Below are 24,729 nucleotides of genomic sequence, written 5' to 3'. Positions count from 1 at the left end.
GCATGGCTACCTCGGATGCCCAGCCTGCTTCGGCCCGGCCGGGAGTTACGCTCCTCCCGGGACGGCAGCCGCCGCGCAGAGCAAGGGTCGACCGTGAAGGGAATGCCACGAGCACCGGCTGGCGCCGCGAGTGACCGGCGAGCGACCGATCGCTATTTGCCGATCCTGGCGTTCGGCTTTGCCGGCTATGTCGTTCTCGGCAAGAGCTTCGCCTATCTCGGCCTGCCACCGCTCTTCGTCGGCGAGATGCTGTTCGCACTCGGCCTGCTCGCCTTCCTCGCCTCGGGCTGCACCACGACGCTGCTCACAACCGTGCCGGCGCTCAGCGCGGCCCTGCTGATGGGCTGGGTCCTGCTGCGGACGCTGCAAGGCGTTGGCGCCTACGGGGTCGACGCGCTGCGCGACGGCGCGGTCGCGCTCTATGGCGGCTTCGCCTTCATCGTCGCAGCACTGATCGTGGAGCGTCCGATCCGCATCGCCCAGATCATGGGCTATTTCCGGATCCATGCGCGGGTGCTGATCCCGATCGCGATCGTCCTCTACCTGATCGCGCGGTTCTTCTTCGCCTCGATCCCGAAGCTCCCGGGCCAGAATGTCGAGATCATCTCGGTGCGCTCCGGCGAACTCGCCGCGCATCTCTGCGGTGCGCTCGTGCTCGTCCTGGTGGGGCTGTGCAAGGTCAGCCGGACCTGGCTCGTCGTCGCGCTCGGCGCGGCCCTGCTCATCGCCAGCCAGAGCCGCGGCGGCATGCTAGCCCTGCTGCTCCCCCTGGTTCTGGCCATGATCCTGACCGGCCAGATCGGCCGCTTCGCCGCCATCACCGCCGCCCTCACGGTCGTGATGCTCCTGGCTGCCGCCGCCGATCTCGAGATCGACCTGCCGCGTGGCGAGCGACCGATCAGCGCGGCCGCCGTGGTCGAGAACCTCGCCAGCGTCGCCGGATCGAGCGAGGCCAACAATCTCGACGGGACCAAGCAATGGCGGCTGGGCTGGTGGCAGGCGATCCGCAACTACACTGTCCACGGCCCCTATTTCTGGACCGGCAAGGGCTTCGGCATGAACCTGGCGGAGGCGGACGGCTTCGTCGTCGGCCTCGAACGCGGCGGACCGACCGTGCGCAGCCCTCACAGCGTGCACATGACCTATCTCGCCCGGGGCGGCGTGCCCGGCCTCGCCCTCTGGCTCCTGACCATCGGCAGCTGGACGATCGCGCTGCTGCGCGCTGCCCATCTCGCCTGGCGGCGCGGCGACCTCGACTGGGCGCGCTATTTCGTCTTCCTGGTCTGCTACCTCGCCTCGATCGTTATCGACGCCTCCTTCGACGTCGCGCTCGAGGGACCGATGCTCGGCATCCCCTTCTGGATCCTGTTCGGAATCGGCTTCGGCTCGCTTATGGTCTACCGCGCCTGGCACATCGTCGAGCCGCCGGTCCGCTTCGGTCGCGCCACGCGCGGCGGCGCGCACATCGCCGGTGCAGCTCTTCTCGGAGCGATGACATTGCTGGGCAGCTCGCGCTCCGAAGCTGCCGAAAATACGCATTGCCCATCCGGTTCGATCCTGGTTCCGGTCGGCGCATCCATCCAGGCGCTCGTCGACAAGGCTGCACCGGGCACAACATTCTGCATCGCAGCCGGCACTCATCGGGGCCAGTTGGTCTCGCCAAAGGACCGGCAGACCTTCATCGGTCAGCCCGGCGCCGTCCTGAACGGCGCCGAACTGATCACCGATATCAGCCGGAAGGACGCCTTCTGGGTGACCGCCATGCCCCAGTTCGGGATCAAGCCGTTCGGCTCCTGCCTGCCCAATCGCGCCCGCTGCAACGATCCGCGACGCTTCTTTCTCGATGGCCAACCGCTGGAGCCGGTCTCCGACCGTGCCGAGCTGCAGCCGGGCCGCGTCTATTCCGATGCCGCGACAGGGCTGAGCTATCTCGCGGACGACCCGCGCGGCCGGACCCTGGAGCGGACGCGCGTACTCTATGCTTTCAACAATCGAGGCGCACGCGGCGTCACCGTCAAAGGCCTGGTCGTCGAGAAATATGCGACACCCGCCCAGCAGGGTGCGATCTTCGGCGACGAGAACGCACGCGCTACCGACTGGCTGATCGAGGACAACGAGGTGCGCTTCAACAGCGGCGCGGGCATCGCGACCGGCGAGAGGAGCGTCGTGCGCCGCAACAAGGTGCATCACAACGGCCAGCTCGGGATCTCGCCCAATGGCAGCGATGTCGTGATCGAAGACAATGAGATCTACGAGAACAACATCTACGGCTTCGACGCCGCCTGGGAGGCCGGCGGCGTCAAGGCCGGCAAGGTCGAGCGCCTGACGCTGCGCGGCAACCATGTGCACGACAATTATGGCTCGGGACTCTGGTGCGATGTCGACTGCCGCAACGTCCTGTTCGAGAACAACCTCGTCGAGCGTAATTCTGACGCCGGAATCTTCTACGAGATCAGCTTCGACGCCATCATCCGCAACAATACGGTTCGCCTGAACGGGACCGGACGCGGCGGCCAGCAGGGCAGCGCCTGGATCTGGGGCGCCGGCATCCAGATCGCCGCGTCCGAAGGCGTGAGCGTCTACGGCAACAAGGTCACCGTAGCTTCCGGCGGCACCGGCATCGTCATCGTCGACCAGGGCCGTGAGCGGCTCGATCAACCCAGGTTGAAGGACGGCCAAAAGAAGCTGTTCTACCTGACGGCGCGCAACTCCGTGCACGACAACGAAATCGCCTACGACGGAAACTCCGGCCTGTCCGGTGGAGCAAGCGACGTTCCCGATTCCAATCCGAACTTCGGGATCATCGAAACAGGTGGCAACCGCTTCGACCGCAACACCTATGTGCTAAGCGGACCGACCAATGCCCCGCTCTTCATCTGGGGCGGAGAGCCGGTGTCCTACGAACAATTCCGCGATCTCGGCCAGGAAGCGAACGGCCGGATCATCCGGGCCGACCAGGGTCCGCCTGCCCAGAACGGCTTAGTCCAGAAACCCTAGCGTTCAGTCGTCGGACCAAGCTGCCAACTGAACGCCCGGCGCTAGGATCGCGCACGGGAACCGCACGTCATCGCGAGGCGAAGAGCTCATGAACATGATTCCGCGCTCGTTCCGCCGTTCCCAGTTCCGCGAGGAACGGTTCAAGACCTACGTCCGCCCGATCATCGACGCGGTGATCGAGAAGCGGGGCTCCTGCCGCATCCTCGACCTCGGAGGAGACGCCGATTACTGGCAGTTCGACCTGCCGCCTTCGGGGGTGGAGATCTCGCTCCTGAACATCGAAGCCAAGCCCCCCTCGCCCGATCCGCGCTTCCATGTCGTCCAGGGCGACGCGCGCGACGTCAATGCGTTCGGCGACCAGAGCTTCGACTTCGTCCACTCCAATTCGCTGATCGAGCATGTCGGCCGCTGGGCCGACATGAAGCGCGTTGCGGCTGAAATCAGACGGCTGGCACCGAACTACTACGTGCAGACGCCGAACTTCTGGTTTCCGCTCGATCCGCACAGCAATGCGCCGATCATGCACTGGCTGCCGCAGCCGCTGCAGCGGCGGATGGTGTCGAACAAGGCCCGCGGCTTCTACGCGAAAGCCGCCTCCCTCGACCAGGCGATGCAGATCGTCGAAGGCACCACGATGCTCGACCGGGCCCAGCTCGCCGAGCTCTTTCCGGACGCGGAAATCCTGACCGAGAACGTCCTGTTCCTGCCGAAATCGCTGATCGCCATCAGGGCTCCCGCAAGGTGAGACAGGCGGGTGACATCCGGCCGGATTTCGCCTTCCTGGCCCTGGCCAAGGATTGTGCCGCCACGATCCCGCCTTTCCTGGAGCTACTGCAAACGCTGCGGCGCAACGGCTCGAGTGTTGCCGCCTTCGTCGGGGAAAATGGCTCGCATGACGGAACGCAGGCGTTGCTCGAGCAGGCCCAGATGCGCGGGGAGATCATCCTCGTCCCGACCGCGTTCATGGCAAGCGAGCCGGAGCGGCTGAGGCGGATGGCGCTCGGCCGGGAGCGGCTCAAGAGCGAGCTCGAAGCATCGGGCCTCGAGCCCCGCTTCGTCTGTGTGCTCGACATCGACAACGTCATCGCCATGCCGCCCCCGATCCCGGCGCTGCTCGCCGCTGCCGCGAAACTGGATCGGCCGGGTGTCTTCGGAGTGTCGGCGAGCTCGCGCCCACATTATTACGATCTCCTGGCCTACGAAGACGAGCACAGATCCTTCACGACACTGCTCGATGAACTCGCGGGAAACCGCTCCGACATCGTCAGATACTACCGCTTCTTCCGCTCACGCATCTATCCGCACCAGCGCGCCCTTACCTCCGATCGCGAGATCGCCTGCGCCTCGACCTTCAACGGCCTGTGCCTCTATCGCGCCGAGACGTATCGTCTCGGCAGCTATCGTCAGGCGGGCCCCGCCATCTGCGAGCACCTCGTCTTCAATCGCCGCCTCGCCGCTCTGACCGGCGGAGCGATGCTGATCGACCCCGATCTGCTGCTGCGCACGCCGCCCGATCATGCCGAGCAGAGCTTCCTGCCCTTCGCCTGGCGACGCTTTCGCAAGCTGATCTCGCAGCCTCGTCCTCGGCACATTCGCCTGCCGAATCTGCCGGCCAAATGACGCAACGGAACTCTGTTGCGGCCAAGATCTTGACAAATGTGAACAGCCATCAACATTGACCTAGCGGCAACCGAGCAAGCCGATGCCTTGCGTGCCACTTTCGCCGCGGAATCGCGCGTGTGGACGCATCGATCACGAAATTCTTACCAGGAGGATGATTTGGCGGCCCGCCATCATTCGCACAGATACGAATCATTTTAGATGAACAAAATTTAGCCACATCTAGTCAGAACTATCATCTATTATAGAATCTAAGCTTATTTATCGCCACAAACATTCACCTGCAAATTGTTTGAATCTTATTTCAAATATTAAAATAGCATATATATTTGGATAATATTTTCCTATTTCTTTATCTATTCGACCCAAGGGGCGGCAACAACAGCTCTCTAAAACTCGAAACAAAATCGACGATACAACTTATGTTAGAATTCACAATTCAAAAAAAACGTTTTGGAAATACATCCTCGATTCAGGGCAGACAAACGCCGATAATGTGCTATTATCACCCTGAAGATAAGCACTCCGAGCCGAGATGGCTCGCACGATCCGTTCTATTGACGCCTTACTGGCCGCTGACCTCCTGTGTTTTTTTATCGGCATATCCAACATAAAACTCTCGGCAGAATTTGAGCAGAGCCATCTCAAGAGAACGATTTATTTCGATATTTTATGCTTTTGGAAATGGAACTCGTTTTATAATTATAATTTCGGAATATCTTTTATTTTGAACTCTATTTCAGTTTTTCACGAGAAACATTGCTCTTAAAACGATTTCTCGACGTAAAAAGAGAAACATACCAAGAAACACATCTCTGATCCAAGAGATAAGTTTCTGAACTATTCTTTCCCGAATGCCATCGGAGAAAGGCGATTGTTCTAACTTCCCAAGCGAATCAGCTGTCTCGTACAGAGCTGCGTGCGAAACATATTCACCTGGGACATCTGTCAATTCAGGGGGCTAGCGAGCGTGACTCCATCCGTCTCCAATATTTCGCCGAGTATCGGCGCTCTCGAGATCGACTTCGACCATCATGGTCTTTTCAATATCCTGGTGGCCGACATGGCCGAGCTGCTGGAAAGCATCGCAGGGGTCGAAGACGCCTGCGCCTATGTCAGCGGCATCGCCGCGCGCCTGGGCACCGATATCGAGAAACAGTACAAGACGGCACTTGGAGTCCAGCGCCTCAACCGCGATCAACTGCTCGAGATCCTGATCGACCTGAAAAACCGCGCCGGCGGTGCATTCTCGATCGTCGAGCAGGACGAAGACCGGGTCGTGTTCAGCAATTGCTCGTGCCCGCTCGGTCGGGCGGCAACGAACCATCCCTCACTGTGCATGCTGACATCGAACATCTTCGGCCGCCTGACCGCCAACGCAGTCGGATACGCCGCGGTCGATCTGGAGGAGACGATTGCCTCAGGGGCTGCTGGATGCCGTGTGGTCCTCCATCTGAAGCGGATGGAGCCTGGCCCGGGGACGAGGGAATATTTCCGAGATGATGCATCTGCAGCTTCGGCATGAGCTGGATCTCGAGGTCTATCTCGAGCCATCGGTCGTCGCCCTGACCGACGGAAGCATCCGCGCGCTCAATCGCGCCGCAAGCCAGCTGCTTGCCCCTGGCCACGCAGCCACGTCGCTGCTCGATATCTGCGCGAGCCGGGTCGATGCCTTGCGGACTTATCTCCTCGCCTGCTCGGGCTCGCGCCAGCCCCTGATCGAAAGGGTCAGCTTCACTGGCTCAGATGGCGCCGGCGATTACCGCTGCTTCGGCAATGTCCTGGTCCCGCGGCGCAAGAGCCAGCCGGCGACGCTCCTCCTGCGGTTCTTTCCCCTGCTCGATCCGCGGTTCTCGGCAGTTGCGGAGCGATTGAGACGCTTGACGGCCGAGCGGCAGCGTCGCCTTGCCATGCAGCAATTCGACGAGTTGCGCAGCGACCGCCTCCGGCTGGTCGAGCAATACTGCTTCGTCGCCGAGGCGCTGCGGGTCGTGGAGGCTCGGACGCATCAACTCCAGGACGAGCTCAACCACATCCGGACCGACGAGCGCGAGCGCATTGCACGGGACCTGCACGACCATGCCGGGCAAGAGATGGCCCAGGTCCTCGTCGAGCTGAGAGTCTTGCAGGAGAGCACGAAGGGACTGGCGAAACGGCGCATCGAAGAGATCGTCGAGCATGTCGCCGGGGTCGGGCGAAAGATCCACCATGCCGTCATCAGCGGCCGCCCCCGCATCGTCGAGGAGCTCGGCTTCAGCCGTGCCATCGAGGCCATGGCGACCTCGTTCGCCGCGGATGGGCGGCTCAATCTCTGCTTCAGGAAGAAGGGGCCCGAGCCCGACCCGATGCCTGCCGTCATCGAGGACGCACTCTACCGGGTGGCGCAGGAGGCGCTGACGAACACTCTCAAACACGCACTCGGCGCGCGAAAGCTCGATGTCGTCCTGGACTTCGCAAGCACGTCTGTCTCGCTGACCATAGCCGACGACGGCGCCGGGCTTCGAAGCCAGCCCGAGCGGCCGGGAGATGGCATCCACACCGGCATCGGGCTTCATGGCATGCGCCAGCGCATGGCGGATCTCGGCGGGACGCTGGGTATCGGGCCACGCTGCGGCAAGGGCACGATCGTCACCGCGGTCGCTCCCCTGACCGGCGTCGCGCCGCGGAGCGTCCCCTCGTGACGACGCGGATCATCCTGGTCGACGACCACCCGGTCGTTCTGGCCGGACTGAAGGCCCTCGTGCTCGGCCTGCCGGATTTCGAGCTGGTGGGACAGGCGAGTTGCGCGGCGGAGGCGCTCGCGCTCGTCCGTGGACAGCGCCCGGACCTCGCGGTTCTCGACATGGGGCTTCCCGGCATGAGCGGCCTGACGCTGGCCGAGCGCATCCTCGAAGAACTGCCCGACACCCTGATCGTCATGCTGACCCACTACGAAGAGCCGAGCTATGTCCAGAAGGCGCTGAGGGCCGGCATTCGCGGCTACGTCCTCAAGGCATCGGCGGGCGACAAGGTGGCCCAGGCGCTGAGGACGGTCCTGAGCGGCGGGGTCTACATCGATTCCGAGCTGGAGGATTTCCGCTCGGAATGGATTCGCAAGCTGTGTCCGGCGGCCGGCGTGAGCACGGCGACCGCGAGCGACACGCTGACCTATCGCGAGATGCAGGTCCTGCGCCTGGCTGCGGTCGGTCACTCCAACAAGGAGATCGCCCGACGCGTGGGCCTCGGCATCAAATCGGTCGAGACCTACCGCTACAGGGCCTGCAAGAAGCTGATGCTGCACTCACGTCTCGACATCATCAGATACGGCGCCAGCCATGGCTGGATTCTCGACGTCTGACGATACTGACTAAGCCGTTGGCGCGTTGAACTGCCAGACTTGCTCCTGTGCGGAGTACTCAGCTTGGCGTGACTGACACAATAATGGCCACGCCCCTGCAACGGCATCCCCCGAAGAGCGTCGCGACTTGAAGAGCCGTTCCCGCTACGACAGACCGGGGATAGGGGCCTGCGCTCGAGAACCGCCTTCGACCGGCGGAGCCCGACATCACGGCCGCATCCCCACCGAAAAAGCGACCAGAGCGGCGGCACGACCATGGCAAGGATTCTCGTTGCCGACGAACATGCGCTCTACCGCACGGGCCTGCGCACGATCCTGCAGGCCGCCTTGCCAGAGGCCGAGCTTCTCGAAGCCGAAGACTTCGACGGCCTGATGCGTAACCTGATGGAGGAACAGCCGATCCATCTCGTGCTGGTCAGCCTTGGCCTGACGGGATCCACCGATCCGGCGATCATCTGGGATTTCAAGCGAGCCTCCCCGACGACACGCTACGTCGTCATCTCGGGTAACGGCACCTTCGATCAGGTCCTCCATTACATCGCGGAGGGGTTCCACGGCTTCATCTCGAAGCTGCAGCGGGACGACGAGATCATCGAGGCGGTCCAGGAGGTTCTCGCCGGTCGCCTCGCGGTGCCCCGCGGCCTCACCCCGTTCGGCTCCGCCGCCGAGGCCTACCGCTCTCGCGAGGCGCCGCAGCGCCGGAGCAGCTCGCAGCAGGATCCGTTCGGGCTGACGCGCCGGCAGCGGGACGTCTTGGCGCTGCTGGCGGACGGGCTCTCGAACCGGGAGATCGCCCAGGCCCTCCATATCGCGGAGCCGACGGCCAAGATCCACGTCTCGGCACTGATGCGGACGCTCAACGTCCGCAATCGCACCGAGGCGGCCGTGCTCGCCAAGGATCTGATCCGCATCCTCAAGACCGACCCGACCGGCTGAAGCGGCTCGCGTAGAAAGCGGCCGAGCATCGACCGCCTTCCTCTACGGCAACCTGAAGACAATCTCTCTCCCAAATTGCAAGCCAAGCTGGTGAAATCGGACGCTTTGTCGCAGGTCGCGTGTAAGGATTTTCCTGACGGGATCGTATTTTTCCTGACAAGACGACTACATCCGAATGAACTAATTATTAACGATGACATTCAGGGTGTTTGCATCCCTCAGTGTCACTTTGTGGCCGTTTCGGATTAGTCACCGCCTGCTTCATCTCGGAATTTCTCAAACAGCGCTACGGAATACCTCCGCTGACGCGACTGGGCGATATGCGCCTCGCTGCGTCCGCCACCCCAGTTTTGTGTCGAGTAAGAGGGAAGTACCGATGTCAGACATCATCGAGACCGCTGTACTGAGCGACAATGCCCTTCTGCGCGAAGGCATAACCAAGTTGTTGGATGGTGCTCGCTTCCACGTAAGCCAGCGAACCGCCAGTCTCGACCTTCACCGATACGATATCGGCCAGCAAACACCGGACCTCTTCATCGTCGTGATCGATGACATGTCCTGCTCTATCGTCGGCGACATCAAGAGGCAGTTCAAGAGCGCCAAGATCGTCGCGCTCGCCCTGCGTGGCAGCCGCGAGTTGATGCATCGCGCGATGCAGCTCGGTGCGGTCGGCTATCTCGTCGAGTCCGTCTCGGCGCAAGATCTCATCACCTCGCTGGAAGTCGTCATCGCCAACGGCGCAGTGTTTCCGCCCGAGCTGCTGTCGCAACTCTCCGAGGTCGCGGTCGAGCCGCAGCGCCTGCTGCAGGGCGTACAACGCCGGGCTGACGGCTCCCCGTTCCAGGGGCTTTCGGCCCGCGAGGTGAGCATCCTGGAAGGTCTCATGCTCGGCGAGTCCAACAAGGTGATCGCACGCAAACTGGAGATCGCCGAAGCCACCGTGAAGGTGCACGTCAAGGCGATCCTTCGGAAGGTCCGGGTCAGGAACCGGACCCAGGCCGCGATGTGGGCCATGCAGAACGCGGTGACCCGGATTCCGGTCGTCGAAGAGGCCGATACCGCGGAAGCGGCGCCGATGCCGATCATCCCCGCGAGGCCCGAGATGGCGATCGCGCCTCGGCATGTCTGACCGCACCGGCTCCAGCAGCGGAACTGCGCCAATGATCGTGACAATAGTGACCCCGACGCTGAACGCCGTCGACTATCTCAAGGAATGCATCGAATCCGCGCGCCGGAACGCGACGCGCGGGATCGAGATCGAGCACGTCATCGTCGATGGCGGCAGCACCGATGGAACCGTGGAGCTCGCCCGCAGCTACGGACTGAAGGTGATGCAGGGCAAGGACAGCGGCATCTTCGACGCCATCAACAAGGGCTCCTTCAATTCCTCGGGCGAATTGCTGGGCTTCCTGGGCGCCGACGACGTGATGCTCCCGGGCGCGGCGGCGGCTGTCGTCGACGCCTACCGCAAGACCCGCCGGCGCTGGGTGGTCGGCGCGATCCGATGGATCGATTCGAACGGACACGGCCTCGGCGGGCTCGCGGCGCCCCCGAACTGGATGACGCCTGCCATGCTCGTCTGCCTGGGCTGGAATCCGATCATGCACATGGCGACCTATTTCTCCCGGACCTTTTTCGAGGAACTGGGCGGGTTCGACATCGCCTACAGAGATGCCGGCGACTACGACATGTTCTGCCGAGCCCTGGTGAAGGAACCCTATGGCCGGATCACCCAGCCGATCGCCTGCTTCCGACGGACGGGCGTCAACAATAGCGCGATCCATGGCAGCCGCACCGCCGCCGAATGCGCGAAGGTCTACGCCCAGCACGGGCCTTCATCGCAGGCGGAGCGCCTGTTCTGGCGGGTCCTGCTGAAGAGCTATTTCAATCTCGGCAATCCCGATTGGCTGCTGTCGAAGGTGGCCGACTCGACGCGCGCGACGCTGAAGCTTCAGCCGAAGGCGCATTTCTGATCCACCAGTCACCAGGTCGGCTGCTCTGGCAAACCACATCCCGACGGGCCATTCCAGCCCGCCGGGATGCCGGTTGTCCGGCGCTGAAGCGTCAGCGCATCGTGGGCAGACATTGGCGCTGCCCAAGACCGAGCTTCCGTCGTCCTTGTGCCAGCAGCAGGACACAGGCGACGAGCGGCCAGAAGGCGCAGACCAGAGCGACGACGAGGATGTCTTTCGCGGTGAGCCGATCGCGCTCGGCTTCGAGAACCGAATTGACCGCGATCAGGCTAGCGATACCCAGATAAGCCGCGAAGATGACGAGCGTGATGACCATCTGAACCGCCTCTCGGCGAATGGCTTCTGCACGTCACGCTAGCGCCGACAGAGGCATTAGCAACGAAGCAGGAAGATACCCCGCCGTCCCTTCGGGATTACCGCGTCGCCCCGGCGAACGGCGCGGCAACTGCCTCACCCGCAACAAACGTTGAGGATTTTGCTGCTCATCCGCTCGCTCTCAATAGGGGATGCACGTCTTCTTCGCCGCGTCCCAGCTGCTGTCCTGGCACGGCACATCGGCGAAGCCGGAAAGGGCCAGAGCCGCAAGCAACACGGCCAGGCAGCCCAATCCGGCGAGGATCGCAACGATGACAAGGCGTCTCACCGGCCGGAGGTCCATAGCTCGACGGCGTGATCGACGAGCGGCCGCATCCTGACCAGGATTCCTCGGCCCTCACCGAGCGAACGCGCAGTGGCCATTCCCGATCGCAGCACGCTCGCTCCGATCGGCAGAAACGCAGCACCATCCATTACGCTCGGGATGTCGAAGGCGACCCATTGCCGCTGCCCGTCGCGCATCAGCGGCGCACCCTCGGTGATCCTCGGCCGGTCGGGCCAGGCCCGGCGCTCGGCAAGATGCAAGGCGGTGCACTTGTCGAAATCGACACCGATCAGCAGGACCCTGGCATCAAGGCGGTAGAGCACGCCGAGCGGCGAGCCCTCCCCCAGCGGATCGGCCAGATCGTGATGGCCGATGATCTGCCGGGAGAGCGGGCCCAGCGCCGCAAACGAGGCCGACGGATGATCGCTGCGCTGGGTTCCGGGCCAGCCACGGAACAGCTCGGCGACCCTGCCCATGTCCCGCGTCGGCGTCGTGCCGGGATCGTAAGCCGGCATCGTCTCGCGGATCGTCTGATGCCATGACGCCGGAACGGGTGGAGCGCCCCAGTTGGCAGGGTCGGTCAGGTCCGCCGACTGCGCCGGCATGACGATGGTGCCCTCGGGCCCGACCGCTTCAAGCAGAGCTTGGATCACCGCGACCGGCCCGCCATTCACCCAGCCGAGAGAGCTGAGGGAGGCGTGGACGAGAAGCGTGTCTCCACGTGCTACCCCCAGCGACAGCAGGTCTCCCCCTAGGCTTGCCACCGTGACAGGCCTTGCGCTTCTGGCGATGCGCTCTTCTTCGGTCATCCGGATATCCCTGGAAACGCCGCCGGCTGATTTCCCGGGCGGAAGTGCCAGCCGCCTCTGGCAATCGAGTCAGCGAAACTCTCGCCCTCACCGACAAAACTCGGGTTTTTGTCGGCCATGAATGCTGTCGCGCATTCCAGCAATGCGTTGGCAAGTCGGCGCAACGGTTTTAGTGCCCCTCGCCGCCCCCAAGATAGGCGGCGATGAGCTTTGGATCGTGGATCAAGGTATCTGCCTTGCCCTGCTGGACGATCTCGCCGGTCTCCAGCACATAGCCGTAATCGGCGGTCTCGAGTGCGGCGCGGGCATTCTGTTCGACCAGCAACACCGAGACGCCGAGCTCGCGCAGGGAGGAGATCGTCCTGAAGATCTCGCGCACGATGAGCGGCGCCAGACCCAGGCTCGGCTCGTCGAGGATGAGCAGCTTCGGCTTGGCCATCAGGGCGCGGCCCAGCGCCAGCATCTGGCGCTCGCCGCCCGACAGCGTGCCGGCCTTTTGACGCCGGCGCTCCTGCAGCCGCGGGAAGCGCTGATAGACTTGCTGCAGGGCCGCATCGACGCCGGAGCGGTCCTTCAGGCTGTACGAACCGAGGATCAGATTGTCGGCGACGGACATGTCGGCGAACAGCTCGCGCTTTTCCGGCACGAGACAGATGCCACGCTCGACGCGCTCCTCGACGTCGAGCCCGGTGAGGCTGGAGCCCTCGAAGGTCACCTCCCCAGCCAACGGCAGAAGCCCCATGGTCGCCAGCATCATCGTCGTCTTGCCGGCTCCGTTCGGCCCGATCACCGAGACGATCTGGCCCGCCTCGACGTCCAGCGAGACGCCGCGGACGGCCTCCACCTTGTCGTAGGAAACGCTGACGTTGCGGAGGGATAGCAGCGCCATCAGACCGTGCTCCCCAGATAGGCTTCCTGCACGCGGGCATCGTTGCGGATCGCGGCCGGATCGCCCTCGCAGAGCTTGGTGCCGAAATCCATGACGACGATGCGGTCGACGAGGTTCATGACGAATTCCATGTCGTGCTCGACCAGCAGGATGGTGACATGCTCGCGGCGCAGATTGGCGAGAAGCTCGGCGAGCTTCTGCTTTTCGTTGCGGCGCAGGCCGGCTGCCGGCTCGTCGAGGACGAGCAGCAGCGGATCGGCCGCCAATGCACGGGCAATCTCCAGCAGCCGCTGGTTGCCGAGCGGAAGGTTGCCGGCGAGTTCGAAAGGATTATCGCCGAGGCCGATGCGTTCAAGTTGCCGCATCGCCTCGGCGCGGGCGCTCGCCTCCTCCTGCCGCTCCAGCCGGAAGGCGCCGGAGATGAGACCAGCCTTGGTCCGCGAATACGTGCCGAGCAGGACGTTGTCGAGCAGCGTCATGCGCGGGCGCAGCTTCACATGCTGGAAGGTGCGGGCGATGCCGGCACGCGCGATCTTCGCTTGCGAGAGCCGCTCGATGTTGCGGCCGGCGAAGACGATCTTGCCACTGTTGCAGGCGAGCGCACCCGTCAACAGGTTGAACATCGTGCTCTTGCCGGCGCCGTTGGGGCCGATCAGCCCTAGAATCTCGCCGGCGCGGACCTCGAACGAGACCTTGTTGACGGCGATGAGCCCTCCGAAGCGTCGCTCGGCGCCTTCGACCTGCAGCAGCACCTCGCCCGGCGCCGGCTGCTTGCGCAGCGGCAGGGGCGGCGCAGGCTCCGGGCGCTTCGGCTGCGGCTGAGGCAGGAAACGCGAGAGGAACGGCACGATGCCCTGCCGCGCACGCTGCAGGAACAAAATGAAGATGCTGGCGAAGACGACGATCTCGAGCTGGCCCGAGGCGCCCTTGGCGATCAGCGGCAGATAGTCCTGCACCGCGTTCTTCAGGAAGATGATGACCGCCGCGCCGACGATGCCGCCGAGCAGACTGGTCGCACCACCGATCATCGCCATCATCAGGTATTCGATGCCGGCCAGCGGCTCGAATGGTGTCGGGCTGATGAAGCGGCTGAGATGGGCGTAGAGCCAGCCCGACAGCGCCGCAAGGAAGGCGGCGATGACGAAAGCGGTGAGATTGACCCAATAGGCGCTGACGCCGAGGCTTTCGACCAGCGTCTTGCCGCCGCGCATGGTGCGCATGGCCCGGCCGAGGCGCGAGTTCAGCAGGTTGTGCAGCAGGATCAGCACGACCACCACGAACGCCCAGATCAGGTAGTAGATCTGCCAGCCCTCGCTCAGCGCATAGGAGCCGACCGAGATCGGCGGGATGTTGGACAGGCCGTTGAAGCCGCCGAGCCCGTCGATATTGCCGAACAGGAAGCCGATCGACAGCCCCCAGGCGATGGTGCTGAGCGAGAGGAAATGCCCTTGCAGGCGCAGCGTCACCAGTCCGAGCACGGCCGCGACGGTGCAGGTGAGGACGATCGCCAGGACGAGGCCGAGCCAGGGCGACTGGCCGTTGATCGCCGAGACCCAGGCCGTGGCATAGGCCGCGATGCCGATGAAGGCGGCCTGCCCGAAGGAGATGATGCCGACGATGCCGGTGAGCAGGACGAGGCCGACGGCGACGAGCGAGTAGATGCCGACATAGTTCAGCAGCGTGATCGAGAACGGGCTGAGCAGGAAAGGCGCCGCGGCGAGCGCCAGCACGGCCACGATCTTCACGGTGGCAAGCTGGGCGCGAGTCATTCCTCGACCTCTTCTTCGATATGCGGCGACACGATCGAGCGCCAGATCAGGATCGGGATGAGCAGGGAGAAGACGATCACCTCCTTCAGCGCGCTGCTCTCGAAGGAAGCGAAGCTTTCCAGCACGCCGACGAAGATGGCGCCGATAGCGGTGCCGGGATAACTGGCCAGTCCGCCGATGATCGCGCCGACGAAGGCCTTAAGGCCAAGCAGGAAGCCTGAATCGTAGAAGATGGTGTTGACCGGCGCGACCAGGATGCCGGAGACGCCCGCCATCAGCGAGCCGACGAGATAGGCGATGGTGCCCGACCTTGCCGGCCGGATGCCCATCAGCCGCGCGCCGGTGCGGTTCACCGCCGTGGCACGCAAGGCCTTGCCGGTCAGGGTGAAGCCGAAGAACAGATAGAGCAGCCCGCTGAACACGATCGAGGCGATCACGATCAGCAGCGTCTGGCCGTTGACGTGGACGCCGAGCACCTCGAAGGCGGAATCCGTCAGCGGTTGGGTGCGCACCCCCTCCGGCCCGAAGAAGAGCAGGCCGAGCCCAACCAGCGCGAAGTGCAGCGCCATCGAGACGATCAGCAGGAGGAGCACGCTCGCATCCGCGATCGGCCGGAAGACGATCCGGTCGAGCAGCGGCGAGATCGGCATGACGAGCAGCAGCGCCAGCACGATGCGGACCGGCATGGATGGCGCCAGCGGCATGGCCAACCGCACGAACAGGACGATCAGCACTGGCAGCAGCAGATAAAAGGCCAGCGCCTTCGGGATCTGACGCGCCCTCCCGCTCCGGCCCAGCGACCAGCACTCGGCCAGCGAGGCCAGCACTGCAAGCACCAGGACGAGGCCGACCGTTCCTGGGAGATGCCCGGTTTCGAGAGCCGCCAGGGTCAGCGCCGTGAAGGCCGCGATGTCACCGAAGGGAATGAACATCACGCGGGTGACCGTGAAGATCAGCACCGTCCCGACCGCAACCAGAACATAGATGGCGCCGGTCGCTATTCCGTCGATGGCGAGAATCGCCGCGATATCGCTCGTCATGCCGATGGTTCTCTATCCTCGCCTGGCCGCGCCTCAGGGTGCGTAGGTCCAGGCCCCGTTCTTCAGCTGAACCATCACGAGGCTGCGCTCGTCGACGCCGTGGGTCGCGCCGGGCTTGAAATTGTAGACGGCATGGACGCCAGGGACTTCCTTGGTCGAGAGCAAGGCGTTGCGCAGCTCGGTGCGAAATTCGGGCGAACCCGGCTGCGCAGATTTGAGCGCGCGCGGCACCGCGTCGAGCATCACGAGCCAGGCGTCGAACGAGTAACCCGAGAAGCCGTCGGTCGACGGAACCGCGTTGGCTTTCAGGAACGCTTCCCGGAAGGAGGCCGAGAGAGCCTTGGAGAAGTGGCCGTCCGGGAGCTGATCCGCGACAATGACCGGACCGGTCGAGACCAGGATGCCTTCGGCTGCCTTGCCGCCGACGCGCACGAAATCGGGATTGACCAGGGCTGTCGTGCCGTAGGTCTTGCCCTTGTACCCGCGCTCAGCCAGCGCCAGCAGCGGCAGCGCGCCCTGTGTGGCCGAGCCGCCGTCAAGGACGCCGTCCGGACGGGCGGCGACGACCTTGAGGATCTGGCCCGTGACGGAGGTGTCGGTGCGGGCATAGCGCTCATTGGTGACGATCTCGATGTCACCGCGGCTTTCGGCGGCCTTGGCGCCGTTGTAGACGAGATCGCCCCAAGCATCGGAGAAGCCGATATAGCCGACCTTCTTGACGCCGTCGCGCTTCATGCGGTCGGCCACCACCTTGACCAGTAGCGGCGCCGGCTGCGGGATCGCGATCGCCCATTGATTGTTCGGGTCGGCCGTCGGCTGGATCGGCGAGACGGCGATGAAGGGCACCTTCAGCTCGCTGGCGACGGCCGCCATCGCGATGGTCGAGGGCGCGGTCGCAGTACCGATCAGGATATCGACCTTCTCCTCCTCCGCGAGCTTGCGCGCGTTGCGGGTGGCGGCGGACGGATCGGAGGCATCGTCAAGCTGGATCAGCTTGATCTTCTGGCCCGCGACTTCGCTGCGATAGGCGAAGGCCGCGGCAATGCCGCGTCCATAGGGAATGCCGATCGAGGAACCTGCCCCGCTCAGCGAGGTGACGAAGCCGACAGTGATGTCGGCGCGGGCCACGGACGTCATCGCTGCGAGGGCAGCGAGCGAAATACAGGCCTTGCCAAAGCGTGACATATTATTTCCCCTCACCTGGTTGACATCAGTTATTGAAGATCAATAGCAGTATTGAACGCACCTATCATCGAATATCACTTGTTTCCGGAATGCATCTCTCATGCCGAAAACTGACCCCATCATTGAACGCAACTTCATCGGCGTCGAACATGGCCGCATGCACGCCGCGACGTGCGGCACGGGCTTTCCCGTCCTGCTGCTGCACCAGACCCCGCGCTCCTGGGACGAGTATCGCGACGTCCTGCCGCTGATCGGCGGACACCGGCGCGCCATCGCGATCGATACGCCGGGCTTCGGCGATTCCGAGCCGCTGCCGGGCATGCCCACCATCGAGGACTGGGCGGCGGCTGCCCTGGAGCTGCTGAGCGCCCTGGCTGTCGAGCGCTTCGCTGTCGTCGGCCATCACACCGGCGCCGCGATCGCAGTCGAGATCGCCGCTCGCGCGCCGGATCGCGTCGCGGCAGCCGTGCTCTCGGCCTGCCCCTTCGTCGACGCCGCCCGCCGAGAGCGCCATGCGAACCAGCGCGTCATCGACGACGTGACCGAGCGCGCCGACGGCAGCCATCTCGCCGAGCTCTGGAACCGCCGCCGCCCGTTCTATCCTGAAAACGACACCGAGCTGCTGGGCCGCTTCATGGCCGACGCGTTGCGCAGCGGGCCGATGGCGGTGGAAGGCCACCGCGTCGTCAATCGCTACCGCATGGAAGACCGGCTTGGCCTGATCGCCTGCCCCACATTGGTGCTGGTACCCGAGAATGACCCGAATGCCCGATCCGGCAATGCGGTCGCAGCTGCGATCTGCGGCAGCGTGATGCGCAGCATCCCAGGTGCGCAGGTGCCCTTCCCCGACCAGATGCCGGCGATCTTCGCCGAGCAGGTCGATGGCTTCCTGCGCGACCATGGCTGCTGATCCCGGAAACGGGATGCCTACAGCAGACAAAGTGAGCCTCGCCACGATCGTCTTCTCCGTTCCCCTTCGGCTCGCCTCGCCTCGGAGAGAGCGGCGGGGAGCAATTATTTAATGTCCTAAATATCTTTCGAAAATCCGTCAACCGTCATACTGCGGACTTTCCGTATCTCTCAGCTGACGAAAGCTGGCAAAATCGCATGAGATCGCGGCAAAACGCGCCGGATCAGCGCGGCCAAACCGAACATAAGGGGAGAGCGTCGCCCATCGGATCGCCGCCACTCGCGCTTGACCGAAAGATTCTTCGTGCTTTAATTAATTCGGGCATGAGCGATGATGCCCGCACCCCGAGGGATCTCGCGGCTCATGAAGATTTTCTGGCAAAGCTTCGTCGATGCGAGCCTCAACGGGCCCTATCTCAGCAAGCTTTCCTCCTATCTGAACGAGATTGCGGCGCCGGGCACAAGCGTCCATGTCACCGGGCTGACGCCACCCGACCGGGATTTCGGCCGGCTCAGCGAACTGCGCTGTGCCGTCGCAGCGATCGACAACGGGCTGAAAGCCGAAGATGACGGCTTCGACGCCTATGTCATGGGCCATTTCCAGGACCCCGGACTCTACGAGTTGCGCTCGGCCCTTCAGATCCCTGTCGTCGGCACCGGCGAGGCGACACTGCTGGCGGCCTCCCAACTCGGCCGCCGCCTTGGGCTGGTGACGATCGACAAGGTGTTTGCGACCTATCACTACGAGCAGGCCGATCGCTACGGCCTCGGCAGCCGCATCGGCGGCATCGTGGGGCTCGGCTGCAAGCCGGAGGATTTCTCAGAGGCCTTCGCCGGCAACGAGAGTGCCAGACTCAGGATGCTCGCCGATTTCACCGTCTGCGCCCAGCCCCTGATCGAGGCAGGCTGCGACGTGCTGGTGCCGGCAGGCGTCCTGCCCGGCTTGCTGCTCTGTTCCGAGCACAATCTCAGAGTCGCCCATGCGCCGGTCGTGAATTGCGCCGCCGTGGCGCTGAAATCGGCCGAGATGTGGGTCCAGCTCCAGCGCCTCAACGGTACGCAGCCGAGTAGAGGCTCGAGCTTCGCGCTCGCCAGCCGGCGCGCGCGTGACGATTTCAGCCGCCTCGCCCGACATGGCGGCGCCTCCATCACAGCAGCATCGAGCGAGGACCGCCCATGACCATCGTTCCGGACAAGATCCTCTTCGAGGCCGAGATGACTGCGACCGGCGGCCGCGAAGGCACGGCGAGCAGCCCTGGCGGCGCTTTCTCCCTGACGCTGTCGCTGCCGAAGGCGCTCGGCGGGCCGGGTGGCGAGGGGACCAATCCCGAGCAGCTCTTCGCAGCCGGCTATGCCGCCTGCTTCCTGGGCGCGGTCAAGCTCGTCGCCCGCACCAGCAAGGTGCCGCTGACGGACGATGCCAGCGTGACCGCCCGGGTCGGCATGGGCCCAATCGCCACCGGCTATGCGCTAGCGGTCGAGCTCAAGGTCTCCTTGCCCGGCGTCGAGCGGACTCTGGCGCGGGAGATCGTCGAAGGCGCGCATCAGCGCTGCCCCTATTCCAACGCGACGCGCGGCAATGTCCCCGTCGTACTGACGGTCGTCTGAGATGAGCGAAGCGGCGAGGCTGCGCCGCCCTTACGACGGCGTCGTCGTCGCGGCGCCTGTGACCATCCCCTATGAGCGCTACTCGATCGAGAGCGCGCAATGGTGGATCGGCCGGGCGCTGAAGGCGCTTGTCGAGAGCTCTGGCCTCGACAAGCGCGCCATCGACGGGCTGGTGATATCGAGCTTCACCCTCCAGCCCGACTCCGCCGTGGCACTGACCCAGCATTTCGGGCTCAGCACGCGCTGGCTCGACACGATCCCGCTCGGCGGCGTCAGCGGCGTCTCCGGCCTGCGCAAGGCGGCCCGCGCCGTCCAGGCCGGAGACGCCGATGTCGTCGCCTGCATCGCCGGCGACACCAACCAGGTCGACACCTTCCGGCGCACGCTGGAGAACTTCTCGCGCTTCGCCCAGGACGCCGCCTATCCCTATGGCGCCGGCGGCGCCAATGCCAGCTTCGCCCTGATCGCCCGGCACTACATGAATCGCTTCGGCGCGACCCGCGAGGATTTCGGCCGGATCGCCGTCTCCCAGCGCGCCAACGCCCTGCGCAACCCGCACGCGCTGATGAAGACGCCGCTCACGCTGGAACAATACATGGCGGCACGGCCGATCTCGGACCCGATCCATCTGTTCGACTGCGTGATGCCCTGCGCCGGCGCCGAGGCCTTCTTGGTCATGCGCGAGGACATTGCCGCCTCGCTGACGCTGCCGACCGCGCGGATCGCCGGCACGATCGAGCGCCACAACGCCTTCGCCGAGGACGTCGTCCAGACCCGTGGCGGCTGGGCGATGGACGTCTCCGATCTCTACGGCATGGCGGGGCTGCGACCCGACGAGATCGACGTCGTCCTCACCTATGACGACTATCCCTTCGTGGTGATGATGCAGTTCGAGGATCTCGGCTTCTGCGCCAAGGGCGAGGGCCCGCGCTTCGTGCGCGAGCACGATTTCACCATCGGCGGTGACTTCCCGCACAACACCTCCGGCGGCCAGCTCTCGGTCGGCCAGGCCGGTGCCGGCGGCGGTTATCTCGGCCTGACCGAGGCCCTGCGCCAGGTTCTGGGCCAAGCCGGCCCGACCCAGGTCGACGGCGCGCGCACGGCGCTGGCCTCCGGCTTCGGCATGATCAACTATGACCGCGGCCTCTCCTCCGGCGCAGCGATCCTCACGGGACCATCGGCATGACCGAGCCCCTCTCGCCGCCGCGCAAGCGCGATCCGCTCAACCGGACAAGGCTGCCCGCGCCGCCGCCGGCCGCCCGCAGCCGGACCTCGCACGGGCTGACGCGCGCCGCTGCGGAGGGCCGCTTCGCCCTGCAGCGCTGCGCCCATTGCGGAACCTTCTGCTATCCGGCCCGCGACATCTGCCCGCAATGCCTGTCGACGGAGCTGCCCTTCGCCGACGCGCCCACCGACGGCGTGCTCGTCTCGGAGACGGTGGTGCGCGTACCGGCCGACGTCTATTTCCGCGAGCGGGCGCCCTGGCGCATCGGCATCGTCAAGCTGGACTGCGGCCCGATCATAGTCTGCCATCTCCATGGCGATTGCGTCGAAGGGGAGCGCGTGCGTCTCTCGCTTCAGCTCGACAAGAGCGGACAGGCGGTCGCCTTCGCCAAGCCGCAGCAGGAGACACCGGCGATGCAGGACGACCGGCAATGGCGGGAACTCACCGCCGATCCGAAATTCCGGCGCATCCTGGTGACGAACGGGCGCTCCGCCGTCGGGCTCGCCACCGTCGACGCCCTGGTCAAGGCCGGCGCGCGCATCGTCCATGTCGGCGTGCCCGAGAACTGGAAGCCCTTCCCGGAAGAGGAGCGGCTGCGCGCCCTGCCCAGCGTCAAGCTCGTGCCGCTCGATCTCGGCGACGAGCGCTCGGTCCGCGACCTCGCCGCCGACATCGCCGGCAAGACCGACATCCTCGTCAACACCGCCGAGTTCGTGCGGCCGGGCGGGCTCACCGACCGCCAGGGCACCAGCTTCTTCCAGATGGAGCTGGCCGAGACCTATATGGGCCTCGTCCACCTCGCCCAGAGCTTCGGCCCGGTCATGCGCATGCGCGGCGCCGACGGCGTCGACAGCGCCGCCGCCTGGGTCAACGTCCTCTCCGTCTACGCGCTGGCGAATTGGCCGCCCTTCGGCGCCCATGCCGCCGCGCAGGCCGGCTGCCTCTCGCTGTCGCACTGCCTGCGGGCCGAATTGCGCAGCGGCGGGGTCAAGGTGATGAACGTCTTCACCGGGCCGATCGACGGCGACTGGTTCCAGACCCTGCCGCCGCCCAAGGTCGCGCCCCGCGCCGTCGCCGAGGCGATCGTCTCCGGCCTGCGCAACGGGCTGGAAGAGGTGTTCGTCGGCGACGTGGCACAGGATGTCCGCCGCCGCCTCGCCGCCAACCCCAAAGCGCTCGAACGCGAACTGGGCTGATTCAACGCCTTCATCGTCTCGACAGGAGCCTGCCATGGCCGCTTTCGACCTTACGACCTTCGCCTCCGCGCTGGCCGACGGCTCGGTGAAGGTAATCGACCTCACCTTCACACTGAGCCCGGATTTCCCGGTGATCGTGCTGCCGCCCGAATTCGGCCAGGCTTCGCCGCTCAGGATCGAGCAGATCTCGCGCTATGATGCCGCCGGCCCCGCCTGGTACTGGAACAACATCACGCTCAGCGAGCATACCGGCACGCATTTCGATGCTCCGATTCACTGGTTTACCGGCAAGGACCTGCCCAACAACGCGGTCGACACCCTGCCTGTGCGCGACCTGATCGCGCCGGCCTGCGTCATCGATTGCTCGGCGCAGGCCGCGGCCGATCCGGACTTCCTCCTGAGCATCGCCGACGTCGAGGCCTGGGAGGCGCGCCACGGCCGCATTCCCGAGCGCAACTGGGTGCTGCTGCGCACTGACTGGTCGAAACGCCAGGGGCGCGACTATGCCAATCTCGGCGAAGGCGGCCCGCATACGCCGGGACCGAACTCCGCCGTGATGCGCTGGCTGGTCGAGGAGCGCGGCATCATCGGCTTCGGCACCGAGACGATCGGCACCGATGCGGGCCAGGCCGCGCATCTGGAGCCGCCCTTCCCCGCGCATCATTTCCTGCATGGCGGCGGGCGCTACGGGCTGCAATGCCTGCGCGATCTCGACCTTTTGCCGCCGGCCGGCGCGATCATCATCGCGACGCCGCTCAAGATCGTGAACGGCTCGGGCAGCCCGGTGCGCGTGCTGGCGCTGGTCGGGGCGGCGACCTGAGCCCCGCCCCTCGCGCCATGCATCAATGCTTGCGCAGCCCGGCCTTGAGGGCGCGCAGGTCGATCACGCTTCCCTCGCTCACCGCCTTGGCGGCGAGCTGCTTGATCTCGCCGCGCGCGAGCTTCTTCGTGGCCGAGAGCGGCAGCTCCGTGACGAAGGCCAGATAGCCCGGCAGCTTGTGATAGGCGATCAGGGCAGCGCTCTCCCGCACGATCCGCTCGGCGAAGGCAGCCCTGTCCGCCAGGTCGTCGGGGTCGGCGACGATGAAGGCGAAGACCTCCTCGCCGCGCAATTCGTCGGGCACCGGCGTCACGGCCGTGGCGCGCACCCCCTCCTGGCGTTGCAGCACCGACTCGACCTCGAGGACGGCGATGTTCTCGCCGCTGCGGCGCACGATGCTCTTCTTCCGGTCGAAGAAGTAGAGCAGGCCGTCATCGCCGGTCTGGACGAAGTCGCCGGTATGGAACCAGCCGCCCTGCCAGGCCTCCTCGGTCGCGGCGGGATCGTCGAGATAGCTGCTGAAGAAGCCGGTGCGCGGATTCGCCCCGGCCGCGCGGACGAGAAGCTCGCCCGCCTGCCCGGCCGCGACCTCGCCACCCTGGTCGTCGACGATCCGGTATTCCATGCCGGCCGCCGGCTGGCCGATGCAGCGCGCGCCGAAGCCGGAAGGGACCTGCGCCGTCGTGGTCGCGGCGGCACCACCCGTCTCGGTCATCGCCCAGGCATCGACGATGCGAATCCCGAAGCGCTCCTCGAAAGCGGCGCGGTGGCGCACATCCACACCCGGCGCGAAGGCGAAGCGCACCTTGTGGCGGCGCTCGTCCGGGCTCGGCGGCAATTGCAGCAGGATGGCCGGTATGACCCCGAGGCAATGGATGATGGTCGCGCCGCTATCGGCGACACTCGCCCACCAGCGGCTGGCATGGAAGCGGTCGAGCGGCACGACGGCCCCGCCCTGCGCCATCATGCCGACAGCGCTGCAGCCCAGCGCGTTCATATGGAACATCGGCAGGGGCGTGAGATTGACCTCGCCCTCCGGCCGCAGGGCGGCGATGCCGCCCTGGCCGTGATACCATTGCGCGACCTGCAGGAAATAGCGGTTCGACAGGATGCAACCCTTGGGCTTGCCGGTGCTGCCCGAGGTGAAGAGCAGCGCGCATTCGGCCGCTAGATCGCCGGCCTGCGCCGTCACCGCCTTGCGGCAATCGGGAACGGGCGCGCCAAGCTCGATCGGCCGGAAACGGGCAAATTCGGGCGCACGGGCAAGCGGGGCAATGCGATCTCCCGTCCCGATGCCAAGGTCGACATCGGCAAGGGTCAATTGGTAGGCGAGCTCCTCCGGCCGCAGGTCCGGATTGATCGGCACGATCGACACGCCGAGCGCGCTGAGCGCGAGCCAGTGCACGAAGAACTCGGGACGATTGTCGAGCAACAGTGCCACCCGCGCGCCACGCCCGTAGCCGGCGCGGACGTAAGCTACCCTCGCCGCTTCGACCTGCATTCCGACCGCGCCGTAGGCGAGGCTGAAACCGTCGCGCGCATAAGGCAATTGGGCGCTCGCGGGCGCGACGAGGAAGGGCGCATCTGGCGATCGGAGAGCGGCGTTCTGGAAGGCGTCATGCGGCGACGAGAAGCGGCCAAGAACGTCCATGAAGCTTTCTCCGGATTGGAAGCTCCTCTTCTATAAGGCCATCTTGCCTCACGCGCGATAGCCACTTGCCAAATTACTTCAAGCATGAACTAAATTTGCGGAACGACACCCGCGCCACATCGGGC

Annotated in this window: 23 protein-coding genes; 15 read left to right on the top strand and 8 right to left on the bottom strand. The window is 65.0% G+C overall.

The features are described from left to right. Positions 1 to 156 precede the first annotated feature (156 nt). The 9 genes from GV161_RS24510 (at position 157) to GV161_RS24470 (ending at position 10,863) form a co-directional block, all read left to right on the top strand. Positions 157 to 2,997, top strand: coding sequence for a right-handed parallel beta-helix repeat-containing protein (locus GV161_RS24510; protein WP_159650395.1), 2,841 nt, complete (start codon positions 157 to 159; stop codon positions 2,995 to 2,997). 88 nt (positions 2,998 to 3,085) lie between these two features. Continuing rightward, positions 3,086 to 3,742, top strand: coding sequence for a class I SAM-dependent methyltransferase (locus GV161_RS24505; protein WP_152014525.1), 657 nt, complete (start codon positions 3,086 to 3,088; stop codon positions 3,740 to 3,742). Further along, positions 3,739 to 4,617 (top strand): glycosyltransferase family 2 protein, encoded by an 879-nt coding sequence (locus GV161_RS24500; protein WP_244624063.1) that lies wholly within the window; start codon positions 3,739 to 3,741, stop codon positions 4,615 to 4,617. The genes GV161_RS24505 and GV161_RS24500 overlap by 4 nt, the downstream gene beginning before the upstream one ends. Before the next feature lie 970 nt (positions 4,618 to 5,587). After that, positions 5,588 to 6,142: a methanogen output domain 1-containing protein gene (locus GV161_RS24495; protein WP_152014523.1), complete on the top strand. Its 555-nt coding sequence runs from the start codon at positions 5,588 to 5,590 to the stop codon at positions 6,140 to 6,142. After that, on the top strand, positions 6,117 to 7,298 hold the full coding sequence (locus GV161_RS24490) for an ATP-binding protein (protein ID WP_152014522.1): 1,182 nt from the start codon (positions 6,117 to 6,119) through the stop codon (positions 7,296 to 7,298). Before GV161_RS24495 ends, GV161_RS24490 begins: the two co-directional genes overlap by 26 nt. After that, positions 7,295 to 7,954: a response regulator transcription factor gene (locus GV161_RS24485; protein ID WP_244624062.1), complete on the top strand. Its 660-nt coding sequence runs from the start codon at positions 7,295 to 7,297 to the stop codon at positions 7,952 to 7,954. Before GV161_RS24490 ends, GV161_RS24485 begins: the two co-directional genes overlap by 4 nt. Before the next feature lie 255 nt (positions 7,955 to 8,209). After that, on the top strand, positions 8,210 to 8,890 hold the full coding sequence (locus GV161_RS31230; RefSeq protein WP_244624061.1) for a response regulator transcription factor: 681 nt from the start codon (positions 8,210 to 8,212) through the stop codon (positions 8,888 to 8,890). A gap of 205 nt (positions 8,891 to 9,095) precedes the next feature. After that, complete coding sequence (locus GV161_RS24475) at positions 9,096 to 10,019, top strand: response regulator transcription factor (protein WP_159650393.1); 924 nt, start codon at positions 9,096 to 9,098, stop codon at positions 10,017 to 10,019. Between the two features lie 31 nt (positions 10,020 to 10,050). Further along, a complete protein-coding gene (locus GV161_RS24470) occupies positions 10,051 to 10,863 on the top strand; it encodes a glycosyltransferase family 2 protein (protein ID WP_152014519.1) in 813 nt (270 codons plus the stop codon). Between the two features lie 91 nt (positions 10,864 to 10,954). Here the strand turns inward: GV161_RS24470 and GV161_RS24465 are convergent, their stop codons facing one another. The 7 genes from GV161_RS24465 to GV161_RS24440 all read right to left on the bottom strand — a co-directional run bounded on the left by GV161_RS24465 (position 10,955) and on the right by GV161_RS24440 (position 17,195). Then, entirely contained in the window at positions 10,955 to 11,179 is a 225-nt protein-coding gene (locus GV161_RS24465) for a hypothetical protein (RefSeq protein WP_152014518.1), read from the bottom strand. A gap of 180 nt (positions 11,180 to 11,359) precedes the next feature. Beyond that, complete coding sequence (locus GV161_RS30985) at positions 11,360 to 11,506, bottom strand: hypothetical protein (RefSeq protein ID WP_193219550.1); 147 nt, start codon at positions 11,504 to 11,506, stop codon at positions 11,360 to 11,362. Continuing rightward, positions 11,503 to 12,312, bottom strand: a complete 810-nt coding sequence (locus tag GV161_RS24460) for an AAC(3) family N-acetyltransferase (protein ID WP_152014517.1) — start codon at positions 12,310 to 12,312, stop codon at positions 11,503 to 11,505. The genes GV161_RS30985 and GV161_RS24460 overlap by 4 nt, the downstream gene beginning before the upstream one ends. Positions 12,313 to 12,481: 169 nt before the next feature. Further along, on the bottom strand, positions 12,482 to 13,204 hold the full coding sequence (locus tag GV161_RS24455) for an ABC transporter ATP-binding protein (protein ID WP_152014516.1): 723 nt from the start codon (positions 13,202 to 13,204) through the stop codon (positions 12,482 to 12,484). Continuing rightward, positions 13,201 to 14,970 carry a branched-chain amino acid ABC transporter ATP-binding protein/permease gene (locus GV161_RS24450; RefSeq protein ID WP_152014515.1) on the bottom strand — a complete coding sequence of 590 codons (1,770 nt, stop codon included), beginning with the start codon at positions 14,968 to 14,970 and terminating at the stop codon, positions 13,201 to 13,203. Before GV161_RS24450 ends, GV161_RS24455 begins: the two co-directional genes overlap by 4 nt. Beyond that, positions 14,967 to 16,010, bottom strand: a complete 1,044-nt coding sequence (locus tag GV161_RS24445; RefSeq protein WP_152014514.1) for a branched-chain amino acid ABC transporter permease — start codon at positions 16,008 to 16,010, stop codon at positions 14,967 to 14,969. Before GV161_RS24445 ends, GV161_RS24450 begins: the two co-directional genes overlap by 4 nt. 33 nt (positions 16,011 to 16,043) lie before the next feature. After that, positions 16,044 to 17,195, bottom strand: coding sequence for an ABC transporter substrate-binding protein (locus GV161_RS24440; RefSeq protein WP_193219538.1), 1,152 nt, complete (start codon positions 17,193 to 17,195; stop codon positions 16,044 to 16,046). 100 nt (positions 17,196 to 17,295) lie between these two features. Between GV161_RS24440 and GV161_RS24435 the strand changes: the two genes are divergently transcribed. From GV161_RS24435 to GV161_RS24410, 6 genes are all read left to right on the top strand, one after another. Next, positions 17,296 to 18,105, top strand: coding sequence for an alpha/beta hydrolase (locus tag GV161_RS24435; RefSeq protein WP_152014513.1), 810 nt, complete (start codon positions 17,296 to 17,298; stop codon positions 18,103 to 18,105). A 363-nt stretch (positions 18,106 to 18,468) separates the two neighbouring features. After that, positions 18,469 to 19,284, top strand: a complete 816-nt coding sequence (locus GV161_RS24430) for an aspartate/glutamate racemase family protein (protein WP_152014512.1) — start codon at positions 18,469 to 18,471, stop codon at positions 19,282 to 19,284. Further along, the gene (locus GV161_RS24425) at positions 19,281 to 19,712 is read left to right on the top strand and encodes an organic hydroperoxide resistance protein (protein ID WP_152014511.1); all 432 of its coding nucleotides are present in this window, start codon (positions 19,281 to 19,283) and stop codon (positions 19,710 to 19,712) included. The genes GV161_RS24430 and GV161_RS24425 overlap by 4 nt, the downstream gene beginning before the upstream one ends. Position 19,713: 1 nt before the next feature. Then, positions 19,714 to 20,898 (top strand): thiolase family protein, encoded by a 1,185-nt coding sequence (locus GV161_RS24420; protein ID WP_152014510.1) that lies wholly within the window; start codon positions 19,714 to 19,716, stop codon positions 20,896 to 20,898. Further along, a complete protein-coding gene (locus GV161_RS24415) occupies positions 20,895 to 22,133 on the top strand; it encodes an SDR family NAD(P)-dependent oxidoreductase (protein ID WP_152014509.1) in 1,239 nt (412 codons plus the stop codon). The genes GV161_RS24420 and GV161_RS24415 overlap by 4 nt, the downstream gene beginning before the upstream one ends. 34 nt (positions 22,134 to 22,167) lie before the next feature. Then, positions 22,168 to 22,953, top strand: a complete 786-nt coding sequence (locus GV161_RS24410) for a cyclase family protein (protein WP_152014508.1) — start codon at positions 22,168 to 22,170, stop codon at positions 22,951 to 22,953. A gap of 22 nt (positions 22,954 to 22,975) precedes the next feature. Here the strand turns inward: GV161_RS24410 and GV161_RS24405 are convergent, their stop codons facing one another. After that, positions 22,976 to 24,604: an AMP-binding protein gene (locus tag GV161_RS24405; RefSeq protein ID WP_152014507.1), complete on the bottom strand. Its 1,629-nt coding sequence runs from the start codon at positions 24,602 to 24,604 to the stop codon at positions 22,976 to 22,978. Positions 24,605 to 24,729: the final 125 nt, after the last annotated feature.

This window comes from Bosea sp. 29B, from assembly GCF_902506165.1.
In the GTDB taxonomy this organism is placed as follows: Bacteria; Pseudomonadota; Alphaproteobacteria; order Rhizobiales; family Beijerinckiaceae; genus Allobosea.
The sequence above is the reverse complement of the archived record's forward strand: the minus strand, read 5'-3'. Positions and strand labels throughout refer to the sequence as shown.

Coding starts and splice junctions, on each gene's coding strand:
- GV161_RS24505 (WP_152014525.1), top strand. CDS start 3,086: ATGAACATGATTCCGCGCTCGTTCCGCCGTTCCCAGTTCCGCGAGGAA.
- GV161_RS24490 (WP_152014522.1), top strand. CDS start 6,117: ATGATGCATCTGCAGCTTCGGCATGAGCTGGATCTCGAGGTCTATCTC.
- GV161_RS31230 (WP_244624061.1), top strand. CDS start 8,210: ATGGCAAGGATTCTCGTTGCCGACGAACATGCGCTCTACCGCACGGGC.
- GV161_RS24470 (WP_152014519.1), top strand. CDS start 10,051: ATGATCGTGACAATAGTGACCCCGACGCTGAACGCCGTCGACTATCTC.
- GV161_RS24465 (WP_152014518.1), bottom strand. CDS start 11,179: ATGGTCATCACGCTCGTCATCTTCGCGGCTTATCTGGGTATCGCTAGC.
- GV161_RS24460 (WP_152014517.1), bottom strand. CDS start 12,312: ATGACCGAAGAAGAGCGCATCGCCAGAAGCGCAAGGCCTGTCACGGTG.
- GV161_RS24450 (WP_152014515.1), bottom strand. CDS start 14,970: ATGACTCGCGCCCAGCTTGCCACCGTGAAGATCGTGGCCGTGCTGGCG.
- GV161_RS24445 (WP_152014514.1), bottom strand. CDS start 16,010: ATGACGAGCGATATCGCGGCGATTCTCGCCATCGACGGAATAGCGACC.
- GV161_RS24440 (WP_193219538.1), bottom strand. CDS start 17,195: ATGTCACGCTTTGGCAAGGCCTGTATTTCGCTCGCTGCCCTCGCAGCG.
- GV161_RS24435 (WP_152014513.1), top strand. CDS start 17,296: ATGCCGAAAACTGACCCCATCATTGAACGCAACTTCATCGGCGTCGAA.
- GV161_RS24430 (WP_152014512.1), top strand. CDS start 18,469: ATGAAGATTTTCTGGCAAAGCTTCGTCGATGCGAGCCTCAACGGGCCC.
- GV161_RS24425 (WP_152014511.1), top strand. CDS start 19,281: ATGACCATCGTTCCGGACAAGATCCTCTTCGAGGCCGAGATGACTGCG.
- GV161_RS24420 (WP_152014510.1), top strand. CDS start 19,714: ATGAGCGAAGCGGCGAGGCTGCGCCGCCCTTACGACGGCGTCGTCGTC.
- GV161_RS24415 (WP_152014509.1), top strand. CDS start 20,895: ATGACCGAGCCCCTCTCGCCGCCGCGCAAGCGCGATCCGCTCAACCGG.
- GV161_RS24410 (WP_152014508.1), top strand. CDS start 22,168: ATGGCCGCTTTCGACCTTACGACCTTCGCCTCCGCGCTGGCCGACGGC.
- GV161_RS24405 (WP_152014507.1), bottom strand. CDS start 24,604: ATGGACGTTCTTGGCCGCTTCTCGTCGCCGCATGACGCCTTCCAGAAC.